The sequence below is a fragment of the Nocardioides sp. S5-5 genome, assembly GCF_054954065.1.
Window position 1 is genome coordinate 4,573,629 of the sequence record NZ_CP199913.1, and the last position, 22,161, is coordinate 4,595,789.

The window sequence follows — 22,161 nt, forward strand, 5'->3', positions numbered from 1 at the left end:
GTTGCGGGCCCACCGGTTGGTCCCGGCGCCCGATTCAGGGCGCGAGGCGGTGGCGCAGGCCGGTGGCGCGCTGGGCGGTCGTCGTCACCGCTGCGCGTACGGCGGCCTCCGAGCCCACCACGAGCAGGCTCGCCCGCGCCCGGGTGACGGCGGTGTAGAAGAGCTCGCGGCTGAGCAGGCGCGAGCCCTCCTCGGGCAGCAGGACGGCGATCCGGGTGGCCTGGCTGCCCTGGCTCTTGTGGATCGTCATCGCGTGCATCGTCTCGATCGCGTCGAGGCGGGCCGGGGCGAACGGGCGGGGCGCCCCAGCGCCGGCGATCCAGGCCCGGGGCCGACCGGCCGGGTCGGTCACGACGACGCCGGTCTCGCCGTTGTAGACGTCGAGGGCGTAGTCGTTGCTGGTGACCAGGAGCGGGCGACCGGCGTACCAGGCCGAGCCGAGCGGCGCGCCGAGCTCGGCGGCCAGCCACTGCTCGACGTGGCGGTTCCAGACGCGGACGCCGTAGGGACCGTCGCGGTGGGCGCAGAGCAGCCGGAAGCCCTCGATCTCGGCGAGCGCGGCCTCGGGTCCCGCATCGACGGCGGCCGAGCGGACCCGCAGCGCGGCGGCGGTGCATTCGGCCTGCAGCGCGGCCACCGGGTCGTCGGTCTCGATCCACCGGACCTCACCGGTGCCGGCGCGCAGCACCTCGAGCACCCGGTCGACCGCGTCGGGCGAGTCGTCGCGCAAGGCCGCGGCCAGCCCCTTGATCTCCTCCGTGGAGCGGTGGTTCTCGGTGAGGGCCACGACGGGCGGGTCAGGGTGGGCGGCGAAGCCGGCGACCAGGTCGGAGAGCACCGCGCCGGCCCCCACCGAGGTGAGCTGGCGCGGGTCGCCGACCAGGACCAGCCGGCTGTCGGGGCGCACCGCCTCGAGCAGTCGGGCCATCATGGTCAGGTCGACCATGGACGCCTCGTCGACCACGACCAGGTCGTACTTGAGCCGGTTGGCGCGGTCGTGGCGGAACCGGGTGGCGTTGTCGGGCCGCCAGCCCAGCAGCCGGTGGAGGGTCACGCCCTGCGGCGGCGGCATCTGGTCGGGTCCCTCGCCGAGGGCGCCCAACGCGCGCAGCTCCTCCTCGACGGCCTGCTCCAGCCTGGTCGCGGCCTTGCCGGTCGGCGCGGCCAGCGCGATCGACATCCGCCGCTGGTGGGCGACCGCGAACTGGTCGGCCAGCGCGAGCACCAGCCGCGCGACCGTGGTGGTCTTGCCGGTGCCGGGACCGCCGGTCAGCACGGTGGTGCGGTGCCGGGCGGCGTGCTCGACGGCGGCCGCCTGCTCGGCGCTGAGATGGTCGCCGCTGACCCGCCGCAGGGTCGCCGCCAGCACGCCCTCGTCGACCACCGGCCGGCCGAGGGCGATCCGGGCGGCGAGGTCGTCGGCGACCTGGCGCTCGAGCCGGTGGTAGCGGTCGAGGTAGACCAGGTCGTGCTCGACGTGCAGCACCCCGGCGGCCACCAATGCGGACCCCCCGATCGCAGCCACCCAGTCGGTCCGGTCGGGCCAGGAGAGGTCGGTCCCGTCGAGGTCCGGCAGGGCGTCGAGGTCGAGGCCGACCGAGCCGCCCCGGACCGAGCGGACCGCGAGCGCGACCGCCAGCAGCACCCGCTCGTCGTCCTCGCCGGCCAGCGCGGCCACCCGTTCGGCGACCCGGACGTCGGCCGCGTCCACCACTCCCGCGACGTTGAAGGCGCCGAGCAGCCCGTCGACCCGACGGGCCAGGCGCGGGTCGTGGGCCGAGGTCGGCTCGAAGATCTCGGTCATGGCCGCACCCCGTCGAGCAGGTCGGACAGGGCCACCACGAGCGCGACCGGCGGGCGCCAGGTGAAGATGCCGCACGGGTCGCCGTCGACCCGCGGCGTCTCCGGACCGCACATGCCGCGCAGGTAGAGGTAGGCCACGCCGCCGAGGTGGCGCGCGGGGTCGTAGCCGGGCTGGCGCCAGCGCAGGAAGCGGTGCAGCACGACGGCGTACAGCAGCGCCTGGAGCGGATAGTCGGAGTGCCCCATCGCCTCGTCGAGGGCCCTCGGCCGGTACGCGCCCGCGGTCAGCGGCTCGTCGGTAGGTCCGAGCCAGTTGGTCTTGTAGTCGATGACGACATAGCGCGGCTCACCGTCGGCCGAGGGCAGCCGGAGCACCACGTCGATCGAGCCGGTGAGGTAGCCGCGCAGCACCTGGCCGCCGAGCAGCGGGTTGTCGAGCGCGTCGGCGTACGCCCGGACCGGGTCACCCTCGGGCAGCTGCGCCCGCAGCAACGACGCGACGTCGCCGAGCAGCACCTCGTCACTCGAGCGCGCCTGGTGGACCGGGTGGTCGCCGCCGGAGAGCGGCAGCTCGAAGTCGAGCTCGCAGAGCCGGTCGGTCGTGCCGATCCGCCGCAGCGTGGTGTCGTCCATCAGCGGCCCGAGCGGGGTGTCGAGCACCGCGACCAGGGCGTCGGCGAGGATGTCGGGGTCGAGCGCGACCGGCCACCAGGTCAGCTGCTCCTCGATGTGGCCGAGCAGCTCGGCACGCAGGTCGGGCACCGCCGGGTCGGCATGCTCCAGGACCGCGTGGACCAACGAGCCGAAGGTGGCGCCCACCGGAAGCCCCGCCATCGGCGAGGGTACGGCGAGCGCCGGGTCGGGCGTCGCGACCTCGACCACCGGCGGCAGGTCCTCGTCGTCCTTCGGCGCGACCTCGGGCTCGCTGCCGACGCCGGGGACGGGAGCGCCGAGGTCGACATGGCTCAGCGCGGAGTAGGAGGTGCGCCGCCAGCCGGTGTCGACGGCGCGGGTGAAGTCGCGGGCGCCCAGCGCGGCCGGCGGGTCCCGCGGCACCGGCGGCAGCGCGGGCCCGGGCTCGGCGACCTCGGGCACGAACGCGCCCCGGTCGCGCCAGGTCGCGAAGAGCCGCGTCGCCGCGTCCTCGTCGGGCACCGCCGGGTCCACCGGGACCACGCCGCTCAGGCCGTCGCCGTCGGCGGCCGGACCTCGCAGCAGCAGCCGATGGAGCGGCGAGGCCTCGGCGTTGCGGGTCGGCGCCCACCAGGCGACGACCTGGCACTGTGCGCGGGTGAGGGCGACGTAGAGCAGTCGCAGCCACTCGCCGTTCTCCTCGTCGCGCCAGCGCCGCACGTGACCGCTCCAGTCGGGGCCGGCGCCGGCGACGTCGAGGCACCGACGACCGGACGCGTCGTGGAACAACGGCTTGTCGGGCTTGCCGACCCAGCGGTCGGCGAGCGAGGGGAGGTAGACGACGGGGTACTGCAGGCCCTTGCTGGCATGGATCGTCACCAGCTGCACGGCGTCGGCGTCGGAGTCGAGGCGCCGGGTCCGCTCGGCCCCCCGACCGTCGCGCGCCTCGAGCACCTGCTGGCGCAGCCAGGCGAGCAGCGCCACGGCACCCATCTGCTCGCGCAGCGCGGCCTCGTGGAGCACCTCGCCGATGTGGCGCAGGTCGGTGAGGGTGCGCTCCCCGCCGACCTGGCTCAGCAGCCGCTCGGGCATGCCGCCCGACGTGGCGGCCTCCACGACCGCGGCGACCCCGCGGCGGCCGAGCGCCTCGGACCACGACCGGAGCCGGTCGCCGAGGTCGTCGCTGAGATCGTCGCCACCGGCGTCGAGCGTCGCGGCGTCGTAGCCCAGGAAGGAGGTGAGCGCCGCGGCCCGCACCCGCGGAGTGCGGTGGGGCTGCTCGAGCGCCTCGAGCAGCGAGAGCCACTCGACGGCGGCCGGGGTCGCGAACACGCTGCCGCCGCCGGCGATCACGGCCGCGACGCCGACCTCGAGCAGGGCGCTGCGAGCGGCGGCGAGGTCGGCGTGGCGGTAGCAGATGACCGCGATGTCGTCGGGACGCAGCGCACGTCCGGCGAAGGTCGCGCCGCTGGTGACCAGCGCCCGGATGTCGTGGGCGAGGTCGCGGGCGATGTGGGGCCGGACCTGGTTGACCGGAAGGGCGGTGCTGCCCCGCTTGCGGAAGGTCTCGCGACGCACCACCCGCATCCGGAACGGCGCCGGCTTCGGCGCCCCTGCCAGCCGCGGCTCCTGGTGGTGGGCCTGCACGTCGTGGACCACGATCCGCGGGTCGCCGAGCTCGGCACCGCCGAGCAGCCGACCGAAGCCGGCGACCAGGCCGGCGTCGCTGCGCCGGTTGACCGCGAGGGTCTGGCGGGTGGTGGCGGTCTCCGCGGCGGTGAGGTACGTCGTCACGTCGCCGCCGCGGAAGGCGTAGATCGCTTGCTTGGGGTCGCCGATCAGCACCATCGTGGCGTGGCCGCTGAACGCCCGGTCGAAGACCTTCCACTGCACCGGGTCGGTGTCTTGGAACTCGTCGACGAGCACGATCCGCCACCGCGCGCGCATCCGCGCCCTGGCCGGGGAGCCCTCCTCCTCGAGCGCGTGGGCGAGCTGGTCCAGCAGGTCGTCGTAGGACAGCACGCCGAGGCGGCGCTTGCGGCGGCCGATCTCCTGGCGCACCGCCGTCGCGAACGCCACCCGCCGCCCGGCCGGGTCGTCGCGGGGCAGGTCGGCGGGCTCCAGGTCGGCCTGCGAGTCGCCCACGACCCGGCGCGCGATGGCGAGCCCCTCGGCGTGGGTGAAGGCCGGCGCGGTGCCGGCGGGGAGCTGGGCGAAGGCGCGCAGGTAGAGGTCGTCGACCACCTCGACCAGCATGTCGTCGAGGTTCTCGACCAGCCGCGCCCGGGCGTCGGTGTCGCCCGCGACACCGAGCGAGTCGAGCACCAGCGAGCAGAACTGGTGGATGGTGGCGATGGTCGCGGCGTCGAAGTCCGCGAGCGCCTGCGCGACCCGGCGGTGCCGGATCAGACGCTCCTCGGGCGGGCAGTCGAGGAGCTGCTCGATCACCTCGGTGGGCTCGTCGTCGGGCGTTCCGGCGAGAGCCCGCTCGGCCTCGACCAGCTGGCGGCGTACCTGCTCGCGCAGCTCCTGGCTCGCCGCCCGCCCGAAGGTGACGACGAGCAGCTGCTCGAGCGGCACGCCCTCCTCGGCGACGTAGCGGGTCACCAACGCGCCGATGGTCCAGGTCTTGCCGGTGCCGGCGCTGGCCTCGAGCAGGGTGGTGCCGGTCGGCAGCGGGCCACGGATGTCGAAGGGGGTCATCGGGGTGGTCACAGCGGACCCACCTTCTCGGCACCGGCGAGCAGCGGCTCCCACAGCGTCCACGCGTACGACGGCAGCCCGGCGTCGACCAGCACCGACACGGGGGCGTCGTGCCCCCAGATCCGGCGGTGCGCGGCGTCGTCGTCCTCGCCGGCGATGCCCCACTGGTTGAACGGGTCGGTGGTCCAGGCGCGCGCGGCGGCCTCGACCGGGTCGATGTCCATCCCCCGCAGCTCCTTGGCCCGGGCCTCGGCCCAGGCGTGCGCGGTCTTGAGCGGGATCGGGAGCGGACGGGTCGCGCCCTCGTCGTAGAGCGCGACGACGGCGGCCAGCCACTCGGCCGCGCGGTGGTCGAGGGGGCCGCACAGCGCGCGCTGGGGACCGCTCCGGCCACGGGCGATCGCGTGACCGGTCCAGTTCTCGTCGGGGTGGCTGGCGCTGAGCGCGACGACCTGGAGCCAGGAGGCGAGGCGCTGCTTGGGACCGGGCCGGGAGTAGCCGACGTCGACGAGCTGGCTGCCGTGGACGCGGGGGACGGTGCCGGTGAGCCGGCGGCCACCGCCCAGGTCGACATCGACGTCGACGCTGCGCGCGGGGGCCGAGCGCAGCGGCGCGCTCTGCTGGAGCAGGGCCTGGCAGTCGCGGACGACGTCGCCGAGGGCGTCGCGCCCGAGGGCGAAGGGGGGCAGCGAGCCGCGCAGCTGCTCGGCGAGCATCACCGCCTCGCCGGTGGTGGCCGGGTCGTCGGAGGAGAGCACGGCGCGCAGCAGCCGGTCGCCGATCGCCCACTTCTCGAGGTTGTCGAGATCGACGGGGATCGCGTCGGCGACCTCACCGGGCTCGAACGGCGTGGCGATGTCGAGGCGGCCGCGCAGGAAGGTGCGCGCCGGGCGATGGACGAAGTCCACCAGATCGGCGAGCGACACGTCCTGCCGCGCCCGCGCGGGCAGCGCCCCGTCGAGGAACGCCGGGACCGGCGTCCGCTCCCGCACCGACGCCCGCGCTCCGGCGAGCGAGGCCCGGTCGAAGCTGAACGGCCCCGGACCGACGAGCTCGCCGGGCAGGTGGTTGCGCGGGTCGAAGCCCTGCAGCGGATGGCGTACGACGACCCGCTCGCGCACGGGCGCGGCGGCGGTGCGGTCGAGCGCGTCGAGCAGCTCACCCAACGGCACCGCCGGGGGTCGCTCCTGTCCGGTGTGCTCGGCGGCGCCGGTGTAGGTGACGACCAGCCGCTCGCCGGCCGCGAGGATCGCGTCGAGCAGCAGCTGGCGGTCCTCGCCACGCAGGTCGCGCTCGCCGACCCGTGGCCGGCGGCCGAGCACGTCGTCGCCGTTGACCCCGCTGGTGCGCGGGAAGACCCCGTCGTCGAGGCCGACCAGGCACACCACCCGGTGGGGCACCGAGCGCATCGGGACCATGGTGCTGACCGTGAGCATCCCGGTGCGGAAGTTGCCACGGGTGGGGCGGCCGGCCAGCCGGCCCTGCAGGAGGGCGCGCACGTCGGCCAGCCGCAGCGGTACGTCGGGATCGCTCTCATCGGCGCTCGCCCGGGCGCGGGCCAGCTCGCGCTCGAACTGCGGGACCTGCCAGGCGTCGTCGTCCTCGACCTCGCACAGGTCGCGCACGCCCGCAGTGAGCGCGGCGAACCACTGCTCCGCGGCGGTCGCGGCGTCGAGGGCGGCCAGGCACGCGCCGAGCCGGGCGACGGCCTCGCTCAGTCGGCCGACCAGCTCAATCTCGCCGCTGGCGATGTCGTCGACCGGCAGCCCGCGCCCGACGTGGCGGTGCTCGTCGTCGCTCATCGCGACGCCGAGCAGCAGCCGGTCGAGCCCGGCCCGCCAGGTGTTGTGCTCGAAGCCCTCCATGGCGTACGCCGCTCGCTGGGTCGCGTCGATCCCCCACCGAACCCCGGCCTCGGCCACCCAGCGGGTCATCCGGGCGAGGTCGTCGTCGGTGAACCCGAACCGCCGCCGGCACACCGGCCGGGCCAGCAGGTCGAGCACCTGGGACGCGGTCGCCCGGCCGCCCGCGAGCTCGACCAGCACCACGGCGACCGCGAGCAGCGGGTTGGTGCTGCTGGTGGCGCGGTCGGCGAGCCGGACCCGCAGCTGGTGGGCCGGGTGCAGCCCAGCGGCACCTGGGCCGCCGGATCCCTCGCCGATCAGCTCGCCCATGCCGAAGCCCGCGGAGATCAGCGGCGCATAGGTCTCGATGTCGGGGCACATCACGACGATGTCGCGCGGCTCCAGGGTCGGGTCGTCCTCGAGCAGGCCGACGAGCAGCTCGCGCAGCACCTCGACCTGACGCGCCGGACCGTGGCAGGCATGCACCTGAAGGGACCGGTCGTCGGCCCGCAGCACCCGCGCCGCCCGGTCCTCGGCGGACAGCGCGGCGTTGGCCCGCAGGTCGGCCTGCAGCCAGCCCAGCAGGTCGTCGGGCGCCTCCGGATCGGGCGCCGCGCCGGCGTCGGTCGCCTCCCCCGCCCGCACCCGCCCCCCCAGCACGCTCGCGAGCTCCCGGGCGTCACGGCCGAGCGAGGCGAGCAGCGGGTGGCGGGCCAGCTCGGCGGACGTGGACGCGTCCCGCGCGCCCACGGCGACGCCGGCGGAGACGACGGCCGACCACAGCGCGGCCGACGGCTGCGCCAGCCAGAGGTGGACGTCGCGATGAGCGGCCAGCGCGACGAGCAGGTCGATCTCGGTCTCGGGCAGCCGGGTGTGGCCGAACAGCGAGAGCCGGCCGGGCAGGTCGAGCCCGGCGACCTCGCCGGCCCGCAGCGCCGCGCAGACCCGGTCGTGGCGCACGTCGGGAGACTCCGCGTGCCCCGCCGCGGCCATCCGCGCGAGCAGCCGGCGCCACAGCTCGGCCTCCCACATCAGGTCCGGCGCCAGCGGCTCCGCCGCGCCGTCGGTGTCGCGGCCCTCGCGCCAGTCGCGGACCAGCGCGGGCCGCTGGACGGCGTACGACGCGAACAGCTCCGCGAGGCGACGCGCCACCGACCACCGGCGGCTGCGGCGCAGCTCGCCCTCCTCGCCGTCGAGACCGTGACCGAGGTGGGTCGCCAGGGTCGCGCACCACGACTCGCCGAGCGACTCGTCGATGGTCGCGAGCAGCGGCCAGACCAGACGGTCGGGATGCCAGGGGTCGTCGCGGTCGCGGCCGAGCAGCAGCCCGACCAGCGAGGCCGGCTGGAGGAAGCGCACCCCCGCGCAGACCCCGTCGCCCCCGGCCGGCCCGGCGCCGAGCCGGTGGGACAGCCGCTGGGTGAGCCAGCGCTCGACACCGCGCGCCGGCACCACCACGACCTCGCTGGCGAACGGGTCGGCCAGCGGCGTCGCCAACAGCCCGCCGAGCTCGTCGGCGAGCAGGTCTGTCCGCGCGGCGCGGTGCAGCTGGAGGGTCATCGCGGTCGAGGCTAGAGGAGACGTTCGGCAGAACCCGACGGTGTCCCCAGGACGGCCCGGCCGATCCGCAGCAGCGCGTCGCACTGGGCCGCCTCGGCGAGCGGCAGCCGCAGCCGCATCAGGTTGACCACCGTCTGCGTGGTCCGCACCAGCGCGTGTGCGTCGGATCGCGCCAGCTCGGGACGGCACGCGACGAGCAGCACCACCCACTCCTCGACATAGTCCCGCTGCATCCGCCGGATCGGCGCCCGCTCGTCCTCGGGGACGTGGACCAGCTCGTGAACAGCGCGGCCAGCGCGTCCCCCTGGGCGACGTTGATCCGCACCAGCGAGGCCAGCGCCTTCTCCAGCGCCTCCGCCGGGTCGCCGGTGGTGGCCAGGACGCCGGCGAGGTCGAACTGCATCGCGTCCAGGCAACGGGCGAGCACGTGGGTCAGCAGCGCCGACTTCCGCGGGAAGTGGTGGTAGAGCGTCGGCCCGGAGATCCCCGCCGCGGCACCGATGTCGTCCATGCCGACGGCGTGGAAGCCCCGTTCCGCGAAGAGACGTACGGCGGCCGAGAGCGCCGCCTCGCGCCGCGACGCCGGCCGCAGCCCACTGCCGGGGCCTGGCAGCCGCGGCACGACCGCACCGCCCGGCAGCAGGTCGGCCAGCTGAGCCACCGCGCTGGCCGCCCCCACCATCAGCTGACGCGCCCGGTCACGGTCGACCCGCGCCCGCTCGAAGGCTCGCCCCTCCGTGAGCACGGAATGCACCGCCCAGGCCGGCACCTCCCCACCGACGACGCGCCGGAGGGGCTCCAGGGCGTCGCGGTAGCGCACCTCCAGACCCGCCGCGCGATCCGGCTCCAAGAACACCTGCCCGCGCTGCCACACGCTGCCGGGCCGGTCGGGACGCAGCAGCAGCGTCGCTGCGTGGTCGAGCAGCGCGGGCAGGCCGGCCGGACCGTCGTACGCCTGCTCGAGCAGCTCGATCTCCTGCTCGACCGCGGCAGCGAGGAGGTCGGACTTCCCCTTGAAGTGCCGGTAGAGCGCGGAGGCCGAGACGCCCACCTCCGCGGCGATGTCGGCGACCGACGCGTCGTGGAAGCCGGCCCGCTCGAACTGCCGCGCGGCGGCCGCGACGATCAGCTGCTTGCGGTTGCGCGGGCGACGCTGCGGGACGGTCTCGGGCATCAGCCGGGCAGCCGGTCGAGGTACTCGGCCATCACCAACCGGCCCCGCTCGATCGCGTCCTCGATCGCGAACAGGTCGGCGCTGAGCCGCGACACGTCCGGCGAGCCGAGCGGCGGGCGCACCTCCACCAGCGTCGGCACCTCAGCGAGCGTGCCCGCGGCGAGGCGGAGGTCGTCGGCGGCGTACGAGCGGAACCGCTCGACGTGCGCGGCGCCGGCGGCCCGCCCGTGCCGCAGGAAGTACGGCGCCAGCAGGGCCCGCTCCAACCGGGACGGCGGCACCGCGCGCTGGTCGGTACGGCGGGTGCGCAGCACCAGCACGTGGGTGGCGCCCTGGGCCAGCGCGGTGCGGTACGGCACGCCCTCGGACAGCCCGCCGTCGACATACCTCCGGTCGCCCAGGCGCACCGGCCGTCCCGCGAGCAGCGGGATGCAGGAGCTCGCCCGCAGCGCGGTCTGGGCACCGAGCCGGTCCACGACGTACGGCGCCAGGTCGGTCTCCTTGCCGGTGGCGGCGTCGGTCGCGATCGGGTGGAAGCCGATCGGGTTGGCGACGATCGCGTCGAAGTCCATCGGCGTGATCGACTCGTAGACGTGGTGGACCAACCGGCGCAGGTCGACCACCGGGCCGCCGCGGAACAGGCGCCGCGGGTCGGTCACCCTGGCCTCCGCGACCTCGGGCCAGGCCCAGCTGCGCAGCCAGCGCCGTGCTTCGCCGGTCAGCAGCCAGGCGCCGTTGAGCGCGCCGCCGGAGGTCCCGTAGACGTGGTCGAAGCAGTCGGTGAGCCCGGCCTCGTCGAGGGCGAGCGCCATCCCGGCGGAGTACGCCGCCCGGCTCCCGCCGCCCTCGATGGCCAGGGCGATCCGGAACCCGTCGCTGCGCTGCCCGGGCCGGCTGCCCGCATGCCGCCGCTCCCGGAGCGCCGCCAGCAGGGATGTCGTGAGGGGCCGCCTCATGCGGGCAGCTCTCGCACCACCCGGGCGGGGTTGCCGACCGCCAGCACGCCGGCGGGCAGGTCGCGGGTCACGATCGAGCCGGCCCCGACCACCGTGTCGGCGCCGATGGTGACGCCGGGACAGACGATCACGCCGCCGCCGAGCCAGACGTTGTCGCCGATCGTGATCGGGGCGGCGTTCTCCCACTTGTCGCGGCGCGGGCCGGCCGCGAGCGGGTGCAGCGGGGTGAGCAGCTGCACGTTGGGCCCGATCTGCACGTCGTCGCCGATGGTGATGTCGGCGACGTCGAGGGCGACCAGGCCGAAGTTCGCGAAGACCCGCGCCCCCACGCGGATCTGGCTGCCGTAGTCGACCCGCAGCGGCGGGCGGATCGCGCTCTCCTCGCCGATCCCGCCGAGGAGCTCGCCCAGGATCGCCGTACGCCGCTCGCGCTCGTGGATGCCGGTCGCGTTGTAGGCCTCGGTCAGCTCCTGGGCCCGGATGTGGTCGGCGACGATCTCGGGGTCGTCGGCGAGGTAGAGGTCGCCGGCGAGCATCCGCTGCCTCATCGAACGCGGGTCGTCCACGGGTCCGTCCCCTCAGTCGTCATGGTGCCGCCGTACGTCGGCCTCGCTGATCTCACCCTCGAGCGCGGCCCGGGCCTCGGGCTTCCCGTGGAAGCGGCGGTACGAGTAGACCAGCAGGCCCAGCGCGATGGCGCAGGACAGCAGCAGGGTGATGCCGGTCCACATGCCGCCGGGCAGCCACCAGCGCTCGCCGACCGGCCACCAGTCGGGCAGGTCGGGGTCGACCAGCCAGACCACGCCGAACGCGCCGATCGCGAGCGCGCCGATCGTGGAGGCGATGATCCGCGGCCAGGTCTCGACGCCCTCCGCGGCCGCGCGCAGCGCGCGCAGCAGGACGGGGTCGAGGAGCCGCTCGGCCCAGGTGTACTGCTGGGACAGCACGGCGAGCCCGGCCGCCATCAGCAGCAGTCCCGGGCCGGGCAGCACCAGCGCGGCGATGCCGGCGAGCAGCAGGACCCAGCCCAGGACCTCCAGCAGGATCCGCTTCGCGGCCCCGGTCACCGGCCACCGCCGAGCCACGCGAGCACGTCCTCGTCGGCGTTGCCGTGGTCGGCCGCGATCCGCGCCCACCGCTGCGCCATGGCGTGGAAGCGGAGCGGGTTGTAGACGTCCTCCTCGCGGGAGAAGAGCCCGTCGCCGGCGTACGTCATGATCGTGATGTTGGGCTCGGTCAGCATCGTCCCGTCGCCGGGATCCGGCATCGGGTTGAGCACCTCGCAGACCAGCCGATTCTGCGCGGCGTCCACGACCTGCCAGGTGATCGGGAACTCCGGCATCATCCGGCCCGGGTACGACGTCATGGTGCGCGTCGACCAGGCCCGGATCTCGTCACGGCCGCGGAAGGTGCCCATCGCGTGCTCGACGTACTCCGCGTCGGGGGTGAACAGGTCGGCGTAGCCGTCCCACTCGCCGGTCTTCGCGAAGCCCGCGACCTGCTGGTGGAAGGCGGCGTAGGCGTCGGTGATCTCCTCGGCGGTGAACGAGGGGGCTGCGTTCATGGGTCGATCCAATCAGGTCCCGCCAACGTCGGCACTACGCTTCGGCCCATGCCGCGCGGGACCGCCTCTCGACGACGCAGCCCGTTCGGCTCGCGCGTCCTCGGCCCGCGCGACCAGGAGCCGCGCCAGCTCCGGGTGCGGATCCAGGTGCTGCTGACGGTGATGCTGCTCGTCACCAACGTCGTCGGCGCGGTCGTGGTGTTCGTGATCAACACCTGGGCGATCCCCTCCCCGCCACCGACCGAGCGGATGGTGGTGGCGCTGGCGATCGCGATCCCGACGTATGTCGTCTCGGCAGCCGTCGTCGGCGTCGTGTGGGGCACCACGGCGGCCCTGCGCTCGTTGCGCTGGGCGACCCAGCCGGACACCGACCCGGACCGCTCGCAGCGCGCGCGGGCGCTGCGGGTGCCGCTCGACCTGACCCTCATCCAGTTCGCGAACTGGGCGGTCGGCACCGTGCTGTTCACGGTGCTGACCGTGATCCTCCAGCCGTCACGCACCCTCGGCACGGCGTTGACCGTCGGCATCGGCGCCGTCGTCGTCGCCGGCATCTCCTACCTGCTCGCCGAGTTCTCGCTGCGCCCCGTCGCGGCGCGGGCCCTGGCCGACGTACGCGTGACGCAGCGGGTGCGGGGCGTCGGGGTCGGGCCGCGGATGGCGATCTTCTGGACCCTCGGCACCGGCGCCCCCGTCGTCGGACTGCTCATCGCCGCGATCCTCGCCCTCACGCCCGCCGGCTCCGACGCCACGCTCACCCAGCTCGCCGTGGTGACGATCATCGTCTGCGGCGCGGTCCTGGTCTTCGGCTTCCTGCTCACCGACCTCAACGCCCGCTCGGTCGTGGCCCCGCTGCTGTCGGTGCGCGATGCGATGCAGGAGGTGGAGAAGGGCCGGCTCGACGCCGACGTGGTGGTGTACGACGGCACCGAGCTCGGCCAGCTCCAGAGCGGCTTCAACTCGATGGTCCACGGCCTGCGCGAGCGCGAGCAGATCCGCGACCTGTTCGGCCGGCACGTCGGCCAGGAGGTCGCCGCGGCCGCGGCCGCGCTGGGCGCCGGCGAGATCGAGCTCGGTGGCGAGACCCGGGTCTGCTCGGTGCTCTTCGTCGACCTGGTCGGCTCCACGACGTACGCCACCCGGCACGGGCCGACCGAGGTGGTCGCCGTGCTCAACCGGTTCTTCGGGGTGGTCGTCGACGAGGTCGACCGCCACCACGGCCTGGTCAACAAGTTCATCGGCGACGCGGTGCTGGCGATCTTCGGCGCCCCCGTCGAGCTCGCCGACCACGCGGATGCCGCACTGTCGGCGGCGCGGGCGATGGCCGCACGGCTGGCCGCCGAGGTGCCCGAGGTCGGCGCCGGCATCGGTGTCGCCACCGGCCAGGTGGTCGCCGGCAACGTCGGCCACGAGCAGCGCTTCGAGTACACCGTCATCGGCGACGCCGTGAACTCCGCGGCCCGGCTCACCGACCTCGCCAAGGACGTGCCCGGTGGCGTCCTCGCGTCCTGGGAATCGGTGGCGGCCGCTGGTGATTCCCAGGCCGCGCACTGGCGACCCCACGGCGAGGTCGTGCTCCGCGGCCGGACGGAGCCGACCCGGCTGGCGGTTCAGGCCGGCGCCCCCAGCACCTGACCTATCACCAGCGGGGAAGCTGTGCCACGAGAGGCGCGGCTCGATGTGGCAGGCTCGCCCGCGTGAGCCACGCAGCCGATGAGCAGGGATTCGAGCCGGACGCGATCGTCGTGGGGGCCGGCCTCGCCGGACTGGTCGCGACCTACGAGGCCACCCGGGCGGGCAGGCGGGTCCTGGTCCTCGACCAGGAGAACCGCGCCAACCTCGGCGGTCAGGCGTTCTGGTCGCTCGGGGGTCTGTTCTTCGTCGACTCCCCCGAGCAGCGCCGGATGGGGATCAAGGACTCCCGCGAGCTCGCCTGGCAGGACTGGCAGGGCTCGGCGGGCTTCGACCGCATCGGCACCGGCGAGGGCCCCGACCGCGGCGAGGACCACTGGGGCAGCCGGTGGGCCAGGGCGTACGTCGACTTCGCCACCGACGAGAAGCGCGACTACCTGCGCGGGCTCGGCCTCAAGTCACTCACCTTCGTCGGGTGGGCCGAGCGCGGCGACGGCTCGGCCAGCGGCCACGGCAACTCCGTGCCCCGCTTCCACCTGACCTGGGGCACCGGTCCCGAGGTGGTGCGGATCTTCCGCGAGCCGGTCGAGGCCGCGGAGGCTCGGGGACTGGTCCGGTTCGCCTTCCGGCATCAGGTGGACGAGCTGATCGTGGAGGACGGCGCCTGCGTCGGCGTCCGCGGCTCGGTGCTGGCGCCGTCCGACGCTCTGGCCCGCGGCGTGAAGTCCTCCCGCGAGGTCGTCTCCTCGTTCTCCTTCCGGGCTCCGGCGGTGATCGTGACCTCCGGTGGGATCGGCCACAACTTCGAGCTGATGCGCGCCAACTGGCCCACCGACCGGGTCGGACCCGCGCCCGCGCACATGATCGCCGGCGTACCCGCGCACGTCGACGGCCGGATGCTCGCCATCTCCGAGTCAGCCGGCGCGAACCTGGTCAACAAGGACCGGATGTGGGCCTACGTCGAGGGCATCCACAACTGGGACCCGGTCTGGCCCGATCACGCCATCCGGATCCTCCCCGGCCCGTCGTCGATGTGGTTCGACGCCGACGGCCACCGTCTCGTCGGGATGTCGGGCGTTCCGGGCGCGGACTCGATCGGCTCGATGAAGCAGATCCTCGCGACCGGCGCGGACTACTCGTGGTTCGTGCTCACCCAGTCGATCATCGAGAAGGAGTTCGCGCTCTCCGGCTCGGAGCAGAACCCGGACTGGACCGAGAAGGACATCAAGATGATGCTCAAGGAGCGGCTCGGCAAGGGCGCGACCAGCCCGGTCGAGGCGTTCAAGGAGCACGGCTCGGATTTCGTCGTCGCCACCTCGTTCGAGGAGCTGGTCGCGGGGATGAACCGGATCGCGCGCGGCGGCCGGGTCCTCGACGCCGCGCTGCTGCGCCGGCAGATCGAGGACCGCGACCGGCAGGTCGACAACGCGTACTGCAAGGACGCCCAGGTGATGGCGATCCACAACGGGCGGCGCGACCGGACGGGCAAGATCATGCGCGTCGCCAAGCCCCACAAGATCCTCGACCCCGCGCACGGTCCGCTGATCGCCGTACGCCTCAACATCTTGTCCCGCAAGACCCTCGGCGGCATCGAGACCGACCTCGACAGCCAGGTGATCCGGCCCGACGGCTCGGTGATCCCGGGGCTGTACGCCGCCGGCGAGGTCGCCGGCTTCGGCGGCGGTGGCGTCCACGGCTACAACGCGCTCGAGGGCACCTTCCTCGGCGGCTGCATCTTCTCCGGCCGGGCGGCGGGGCGGGCGGTCGGGCGGGGCTGAGGCGGTTCAACGAGTTACCCCGGCCCGCCGGGGACGGACCTACGCCGTCGGGTCCACCAGGATCTTCGCGTGCCGCTCCGGATCCCCGAGATCCTCGAACGCGCCCGCCACGCCCGCCAGCCCGACCACCCCCGTGACCAGCGGGCGCACGTCGACCTTGCCCGACGCGATCCACTGCAGCGTCTGGTGGAACTCGCTGGGGTCGTAGGCGAAGACGAAGCGCAGGTCGATCTCCTTGTTGATCGCCATCGACGGACGGAAGGCGTCCTCGCCCATGCACACGCCGACCACGACGACACGCGAGAGCAGCGGGGCGTTGGCGACGACGTGCTCGATCATGCCGGGGACACCGACGCACTCGAAGACGACCGGACCGCGCGGGGTCGCGCCGGCCTTGTCGGCGGCGCGCATCAGCTGAGCCCAGGGCAGGAGCGGTACGGCGCGCAGCCTGTCCATCGCGTCGATGCCGAGGTCGGCCAACGCGATGGCCTCGGTGAGATAGCGCTTCGACTCGGCGAACCCGGCCCAGGGCGACTCGTCAGCCGGGTTCACCACGACGTCGGCGCCCATCTGCTCGGCCAGCGCCCGCCGGCCCGCGGAGAAGTCGCTGGCGATCACGTGGCGCACGCCGGTCGCCTTGAGCATCGCGATCACGGCGAGGCCGATCGGGCCGCAGCCGATCACGACGGCGGTGTCCTTCGCACCCACCTCGCCGCGGCGTACGGCGTGCAGCGCGACCGCCATCGGCTCGGTGAGAGCCGCGGCGTCGGCATCGAGCCCGTCGGGGACCTTCATCGTCATCGACGGCACGGCGAGCACCTGCTCGGCGTACCCACCCGGGGCGAGCGGACTCAGGCCGGTCAGGTGCGTGGACCCGCCGGCGCGCAGCACGGGAAGTGCCACGACCCGGGTGCCGACGGGGAACGACCGGCGGGTGCGCGGGCCGTAGTCGGCCACGGTGCCGACGAACTCGTGGCCCAGCACCACCCGGTCGGTCGACCTCATGAAGTGGTCGTAGCCGAGCTCCGCGGCGCCCGCGGCGGTGTCGTCGCAGTGCAGCCGGGCGTGCAGGTCCGAGCCGCAGATCCCGCACCGCTCCACGTCGATGAGGACCTGCCCCCGCTCGGGCGTCAGGTCGGGGAGGTCCTCGACGGTGAGCTCGGCCTGGTGGCAGACGACGGCACGCATGCGGACATCATGCCGCCCGCCCCGGGACGAGGAGACTCGCGCTGTGGAAAACCCACGGCACCCCGGCTCCGAGGAGCCGGGGTGCCGTGAAGAGCGGACCGTGAACTCAGGCGTCGTCGAGCGCGGAGGCGACCCGACGGTGCGCCTCCCAGATCTCCTCGGGGAGACCGTCGAACTGCGCGAGGTGCTTCTCGCGGAAGCCCATCTCCTGCTGCCAGCGCGGGACGTCGATCGTGAGCAGCGTGTCCAGGTCGGCCAGGGCCTGATCGTCGAGGCCCTCGAGGTTGAGCTCCTCGCGCTTCGGCAGCACACCGACGGCCGTCGGGACGCCCTCGACCTCGCCGCCCAGGAACTCCATCAGCCAGTTCAGCGGACGCAGGTTCTCGCGGTAGCCGGGCCACAGGAAGCGGCCGTCCTCGCCACGCTGGAACCAGTTGACGTGGGCGAAGATCGGCTTGGTGGTGGCGCGGCCGATGACCTCGAGCCAGTGCGCGGCGTAGTCCGCCTCCGAGTACGACATGAACGGGCGCATCGACATCGGGTCGTAGCGCAGCACGCCCTCGAGGCCGTCCGCGGCCGCGGTGGCCTCGGCGCCCAGGGTGAGGCCGTCGTAGACGCCCTCGGCGATGTCGGTGATCGCGCGGATCAGCGGCTCACGGTCGCGGGTGCGGCCACCGAAGATGATGCCGTGGATCTCGACGCCCTTCGGGTCCTCGAAGTCCTTGGCGACGTTCGGGACGTTCGCGAGGGTGGTGGTGAAGCGGCTGTTCGGGTGCGCCCACGGGTCGTCGGCGTGCTCCGGGGCCCGGTCGGCGATGATGTCGCCCTTCCAGTCCTCCCAGCCGTCGAGGTCGGTCGGCTTCTCGCCGCGACCCTCCCACCAGACCTCCTGGGTCTTCGGGTTGTAGGCGACGTTGGTGAAGATGGCACCGGTGCCGTCGACGATCGAGTCGATCGCGGTCGGGTTGGTCTTCTCGTTGGTGTCCTTCGCGACACCGAAGACGCCGTTCTCCGGGTTCATGCCGTAGAGCTTGCCGTCGTCGCCGACCCAGATCCACGCGATGTCGTCGCCGTAGAACTCGACGTAGTAACGGTCGCCGAGAGCGTCGGGGGCCAGCGTCATCGCGAGGTTCGTCTTGCCCGAGGCCGACGGGAAGCCACCGCAGATGTTGTACTTCTTGCCGGTCTGCTTGTCGGTGATGCCGAGGAGCATGAACTGCTCCACGAGGAAGCCGTTCTTCCAGCCGTCGTAGGAGCCCTGGCGCAGACCGTGGGCGATCTTGCCGAGCAGCGCGTTGCCGCCGTACGACGAGCCGAAGTGCAGGATCGTGCGCTCGTCGGCGACGGTCACGAAGTAGCGCTTGTCGTCGGGGGTGCCCTGGCCGAGGTTCTCCAGGTCTCCGGTGACGTGGACGGCCTTGACGAACGAGTCGCCGAGGTCGTTGACGTACTCGACGCCCACGCGGGCCATGCGGATCATCTGCATGACGACGTTGCGGTTGTCGGTCAGCTCCACGCCGGCGGCGAACCTCTCGACCGGCGAGCCCTTCGGCGACATGAGGTAGGGGATGACGTACATCGTCTTGCCCACCGAGGCGCCGGTCATCAGCTCGACGAGCTTCGGCTTCATCTCGGCGGCGGGCTTCCAGTTGTTGTAGACGCCCTTGTCGGCCTCGTTCGAGGTCGCGACGATGGTGCGCTCCTCCGCGCGAGCGGTGTCCTTGAAGTAGGAGCGCGAGTAGTAACGGCCCTCGCCGGCGGGGAGCAGCTCGCCCGCGTCCAGTGCCTCCTGGATCAGGCGCGCGTCGTCGGCCGCGGATACGACCTCGATGCGCTCTGCTCCGGTGATGTTGGCCCAGTGTGCGACGTACTCACGAACGTGGGGGTTGGTGAGACCCGCCTCGTCGAGCGTCCGCTCCACATCAACCATGTGCTTCGCCAGCCTTTCGGTCCTTGACAAGGTGTGGGCACGCTACCCCACAGCCCACCCGGGTCTTTCCGGGGTTCGAATCGTGCGATCCGTGGACACCGTCGTCCGCGTGACAGTCACCATGACACCCGTTTTGCGCTGACGCACATCGGCGCGGTTTGGATCGTTCAACCGCCTCCTCTCCCCAGGTCGGCACCGGTTGAGCGCCTGGAGGGGCGGGTAGGAGAGGCGCATGAGCCTCCCGCCCCCGCCACCACCGCAGGGACCGCCGCCCGGCTGGAGCCCGCAGCCGCCGTACCCGCCCTTCGGCCAGCCGCCCCGGCGCGGCAACGGCGCCCGGGTCGCGTTGGTCGTCGGCGGGGTGCTGCTGGCGATCCTGCTGCTCGGCGGGGTCGCGGTCGGCGCCTTCCTGGTCGCCGGCGGGGGCGACGACGACGAGGCAGCGGACCGGCCGACCCGCAGTCGTACGTCGCAGGCGACCACGACGCCCACCTCCGAGGCCACGACCGATGCCACCACCGACGGCAGCACCGACGGCAGCACCGACGCCACCCCGACCTCGCCGGGGACCGGCCCGTCCACGCCGTACACGCCCTCCGACGACACCGACGACGACATCCACAACGACGTCAAGGTCGCCGACTTCCCCGGGAACTGGGACTTCAAGCTCGGCGACGTCGAGCACCACGCCACCCTGGTCAGCGCCACCGACCACCCGACCTGTGCGCCGGTCGAGAAGAGCTCGGTGCTGACCGCCCAGCGCTGCACGTACGCCGCGCAGTGGGTCTTCAACGCCCTCGGCGGCAAGGTCCGGCTGACCCAGCTGTTCCTCGTCTTCGACACCGAGCGGCACGCCAAGGCGGCGCAGTCGGCGCTGAAGGACAAGGACCTCGACCTGCCCGACGGCAGCCTGTACCCGTCGTTCGTGCAGGGGCAGTGGAACTCCAGCGTCTACGGCAACATCATCTCGGTGACCGTCGGCACCTCGAAGGTGAAGGTGCCGCAGAAGAAGCTGGTCTCGCTGGTGAGCTACATGAACACGGACTTCAAGACCGCGCTGCTCTTCACGTCCTGAGCAGGGCCAAAAAGTTGGAAGCCGCCGCAGGCGTCTCGGGTCACCTGCGGCGGCGTGAGAAGCATGCCAGAGGGCGCGCGCTGTTGTCACCAGGTTGCGAGAAAAAGTTTCCGGCCCCGTCGCGCCACGCGTCGATCTAGGCTCGTCCCATGGGGGAGCAGCGAGCCGACGACACCCGTCCGGGTGACGAGTCGAGCCTGGCCGCGCTGTACGAGCTGGTGCCGGCGGCCGAGGACTACGACGCCCCGCCCAGCCCGGGTCAGGTCCAGGGCATGGTCGAGCATCTGCTCGACGGTGAGGTGATCGAGGACGCCGACGAGCCCGACGAGGAGTAGCTCAGCGGTACGCCGGCGCCCGGCGGCTCGGCACCGGCTCCGCGCTGGCCAGCAGCGGCAGCACCCGCGGCGGCACCAGCACCGACAGCACCATCACGCTGGTCGAGCGGACCACCGCCGCCGCCTGGTCGATGCGGACCAACGTGGCCTGGAGCTCGGGGTGGGAGCGGGTCGCGACCCGGCACAGCACGTCGAAGGAGCCGGTGGTGACGTAGGCCTCCAGCACCTGGGGGATCGCCTCCAGATCGCGGGCCACGTCGTCGAGGGCGCCCTGCGCGATCTCGAGGGTGACATAGGCCTGGACCTCGAAGCCGGCCGCGGCGACGTCGAGGGTCGGGTCCCAGTCGGCGATCACGCCGGCCTCGGTGAGCCGGCGCAGCCGGCTCTGCACCGTCGCCCGCGCGACCTTGGTCTGCCGGGACAGCTCGAGGTCGCCGGCGCGCGGATGCGCGGTCAGGGCCGTGAGCAGCGCGAGATCGATCCGGTCCAGGGTGAGCACGGCTCCAACCTAGTCAATCTGTCCACTTGTCAGCGACTCTGACGGGCAGGAATACGCATCATGCCTATCTTCAGATGGTCAGGTTGAGCGGCTCCGTGCCGACCTGCTCTGCTCTGCCCATGCAGGCCACCCACATCTGGGGCGACGAGCGACGCGTCACCGAGGCCGCCGTGAGGATCGCGTCCGCCCGGATCTCCAGCCCGTCCGATCCCAAGACCACCGCGCGCCCCATCTCCGCGCTGCGCGCCGACGCCGGTACGACGATCACCCCCGCGGGCATCGGCGTCGACCGGGCGTTCGCGCTCTTCCAGGACGTGATCGCCCCCGCCACCCGCGCCCAGGACGACCCGCTCAACCTGGCCTACATCGCGGCGGCCCCGACCCGGGCCGCGCTCGCGTTCGACGCCGTGGTGTCGAGCTTCAACATCTTCGGCGGCACCTGGGAGGCCGGCGCCGGCGCGATCTTCGCCGAGAACGAGGCGCTGGCCTGGTTGGTCTCGCTGCTCGGCTGGCCCGAGGAGGCCGGCGGCTGCTTCGTCTCGGGCGGCACGTCCGGCAACCTCTCGGCGCTGGTCACCGCGCGCCACACCGCGCTCACCCGCCGCGGGTCCCGCCCCGAGGGCGGCTGGAAGATCGCCTGCACCACCGGCGCGCACTCCTCGATCCTCGCCGACGCGCGGGTGATGGACGTCGGCGTCGTCGAGGTCCCCGAGGACGACCGCGGCCGGCTCACCGGCGCCGCACTGCGCGTCGCCCTCGCCGACGAGCCGGGCGTGTTCGCCGTCGTCGCGTCCGCCGGCACCACCAACGCCGGCATCATCGACGACCTCGCCGACGTCGCCGACGTCTGCGAGGAGCACGGCATCTGGCTCCACGTCGACGGCGCGTACGGCGGCGCCGGGCTCGCCGCTCCCTCCGTCCGCGCCCGGTTCACCGGCATCGAGCGGGCCGACAGCTTCATCGTCGACCCGCACAAGTGGCTGTTCGCGCCGTACGACTGCTGCGCGCTGCTCTACCGCGACCCCGACCTGGCCCGTGTCGCGCACAGCCAGCACGCGTCGTACCTCGACCGGATCGACCGGGAGGTCTGGAACCCGACCGACCTCGCGGTCCACCTGTCGCGGCGGGTGCGCGGGCTGCCGTTCTGGTTCAGCCTGGCCGTCCACGGCACCGACCGCTACACCGCGGCCGTGGAACAGACCCTCACCACGACCCGGGCGGTGGCCGAGGCGATCGAGGAGAGCGTCACGCTGCGGCTGCTGATGGAGCCGGACCTCTCGGTGCTGCTGTTCGACCGGCCCGGCTGGACCCGCGACGACTACTACGCCTGGTCCGACGAGCTCTCCCGCGCCGGCCGGATCCTCTGCGTCCCCACGTCCTGGCGCGGGCAGACCGTGTTGCGGCTGGCGTTCGTGAACCCGGCGACCGACCCCGCCGCGGTCATCGACATCCTGAGGACCACGACGGGCTGACCCGGCTCTCGGGCGCCG

The 22,161-nt window shown here is 73.5% G+C and carries 17 protein-coding genes; 5 read left to right on the plus strand and 12 right to left on the minus strand.

The window, feature by feature from the left end:
* Positions 1 to 34 precede the first annotated feature (34 nt).
* The 9 genes from recD to ACUP6Y_RS22155 are packed head-to-tail and all read right to left on the minus strand — an operon-like array spanning position 35 to position 12,237.
* Positions 35 to 1,804 (minus strand): exodeoxyribonuclease V subunit alpha, encoded by a 1,770-nt coding sequence (gene recD / locus ACUP6Y_RS22115; protein ID WP_462553146.1) that lies wholly within the window; start codon positions 1,802 to 1,804, stop codon positions 35 to 37.
* On the minus strand, positions 1,801 to 5,151 hold the full coding sequence (locus ACUP6Y_RS22120) for a UvrD-helicase domain-containing protein (RefSeq protein WP_462553148.1): 3,351 nt from the start codon (positions 5,149 to 5,151) through the stop codon (positions 1,801 to 1,803). The genes recD and ACUP6Y_RS22120 overlap by 4 nt, the downstream gene beginning before the upstream one ends.
* Complete coding sequence (gene recC, locus ACUP6Y_RS22125) at positions 5,148 to 8,543, minus strand: exodeoxyribonuclease V subunit gamma (RefSeq protein ID WP_462553149.1); 3,396 nt, start codon at positions 8,541 to 8,543, stop codon at positions 5,148 to 5,150. The genes ACUP6Y_RS22120 and recC overlap by 4 nt, the downstream gene beginning before the upstream one ends.
* Before the next feature lie 11 nt (positions 8,544 to 8,554).
* On the minus strand, positions 8,555 to 8,692 hold the full coding sequence (locus ACUP6Y_RS22130) for a hypothetical protein (protein WP_462553151.1): 138 nt from the start codon (positions 8,690 to 8,692) through the stop codon (positions 8,555 to 8,557).
* Positions 8,662 to 9,717: a TetR/AcrR family transcriptional regulator gene (locus tag ACUP6Y_RS22135; RefSeq protein WP_462553153.1), complete on the minus strand. Its 1,056-nt coding sequence runs from the start codon at positions 9,715 to 9,717 to the stop codon at positions 8,662 to 8,664. Before ACUP6Y_RS22135 ends, ACUP6Y_RS22130 begins: the two co-directional genes overlap by 31 nt.
* Positions 9,717 to 10,673: a patatin-like phospholipase family protein gene (locus tag ACUP6Y_RS22140; RefSeq protein ID WP_462553155.1), complete on the minus strand. Its 957-nt coding sequence runs from the start codon at positions 10,671 to 10,673 to the stop codon at positions 9,717 to 9,719. Before ACUP6Y_RS22140 ends, ACUP6Y_RS22135 begins: the two co-directional genes overlap by 1 nt.
* Positions 10,670 to 11,239, minus strand: coding sequence for a sugar O-acetyltransferase (locus ACUP6Y_RS22145; protein ID WP_462553157.1), 570 nt, complete (start codon positions 11,237 to 11,239; stop codon positions 10,670 to 10,672). Before ACUP6Y_RS22145 ends, ACUP6Y_RS22140 begins: the two co-directional genes overlap by 4 nt.
* A gap of 12 nt (positions 11,240 to 11,251) precedes the next feature.
* A complete protein-coding gene (locus ACUP6Y_RS22150; RefSeq protein ID WP_462553159.1) occupies positions 11,252 to 11,740 on the minus strand; it encodes a PGPGW domain-containing protein in 489 nt (162 codons plus the stop codon).
* Complete coding sequence (locus ACUP6Y_RS22155; RefSeq protein WP_462553162.1) at positions 11,737 to 12,237, minus strand: nuclear transport factor 2 family protein; 501 nt, start codon at positions 12,235 to 12,237, stop codon at positions 11,737 to 11,739. Before ACUP6Y_RS22155 ends, ACUP6Y_RS22150 begins: the two co-directional genes overlap by 4 nt.
* Positions 12,238 to 12,285: 48 nt before the next feature.
* Between ACUP6Y_RS22155 and ACUP6Y_RS22160 the strand changes: the two genes are divergently transcribed.
* Positions 12,286 to 13,869 (plus strand): adenylate/guanylate cyclase domain-containing protein, encoded by a 1,584-nt coding sequence (locus tag ACUP6Y_RS22160; protein WP_462553164.1) that lies wholly within the window; start codon positions 12,286 to 12,288, stop codon positions 13,867 to 13,869.
* Positions 13,870 to 13,931: 62 nt separating this feature from the next.
* Positions 13,932 to 15,644, plus strand: a complete 1,713-nt coding sequence (locus ACUP6Y_RS22165) for an FAD-binding dehydrogenase (protein ID WP_462553165.1) — start codon at positions 13,932 to 13,934, stop codon at positions 15,642 to 15,644.
* A 39-nt stretch (positions 15,645 to 15,683) separates the two neighbouring features.
* Here ACUP6Y_RS22165 and ACUP6Y_RS22170 read toward each other — a convergent pair whose 3' ends face one another.
* Together ACUP6Y_RS22170 and ACUP6Y_RS22175 are read right to left on the minus strand one after the other, a co-directional pair.
* The gene (locus tag ACUP6Y_RS22170) at positions 15,684 to 16,832 is read right to left on the minus strand and encodes a zinc-binding dehydrogenase (protein ID WP_462553167.1); all 1,149 of its coding nucleotides are present in this window, start codon (positions 16,830 to 16,832) and stop codon (positions 15,684 to 15,686) included.
* Positions 16,833 to 16,938: 106 nt separating this feature from the next.
* Complete coding sequence (locus ACUP6Y_RS22175; RefSeq protein WP_462553169.1) at positions 16,939 to 18,762, minus strand: phosphoenolpyruvate carboxykinase (GTP); 1,824 nt, start codon at positions 18,760 to 18,762, stop codon at positions 16,939 to 16,941.
* Between the two features lie 232 nt (positions 18,763 to 18,994).
* Between ACUP6Y_RS22175 and ACUP6Y_RS22180 the strand changes: the two genes are divergently transcribed.
* Both ACUP6Y_RS22180 and ACUP6Y_RS22185 read left to right on the plus strand, forming a co-directional pair.
* Positions 18,995 to 19,837 (plus strand): hypothetical protein, encoded by an 843-nt coding sequence (locus ACUP6Y_RS22180; protein WP_462553171.1) that lies wholly within the window; start codon positions 18,995 to 18,997, stop codon positions 19,835 to 19,837.
* 149 nt (positions 19,838 to 19,986) lie between these two features.
* A complete protein-coding gene (locus ACUP6Y_RS22185; RefSeq protein ID WP_462553172.1) occupies positions 19,987 to 20,172 on the plus strand; it encodes a hypothetical protein in 186 nt (61 codons plus the stop codon).
* Between the two features lies 1 nt (position 20,173).
* On the opposite strand, the gene ACUP6Y_RS22190 is transcribed toward ACUP6Y_RS22185, so the two are convergent.
* On the minus strand, positions 20,174 to 20,671 hold the full coding sequence (locus ACUP6Y_RS22190; RefSeq protein WP_462553173.1) for an Lrp/AsnC family transcriptional regulator: 498 nt from the start codon (positions 20,669 to 20,671) through the stop codon (positions 20,174 to 20,176).
* A 119-nt stretch (positions 20,672 to 20,790) separates the two neighbouring features.
* On the opposite strand from ACUP6Y_RS22190, the gene ACUP6Y_RS22195 reads away from it, so the two are divergent.
* Complete coding sequence (locus ACUP6Y_RS22195) at positions 20,791 to 22,143, plus strand: pyridoxal phosphate-dependent decarboxylase family protein (RefSeq protein WP_462553174.1); 1,353 nt, start codon at positions 20,791 to 20,793, stop codon at positions 22,141 to 22,143.
* Positions 22,144 to 22,161: the final 18 nt, after the last annotated feature.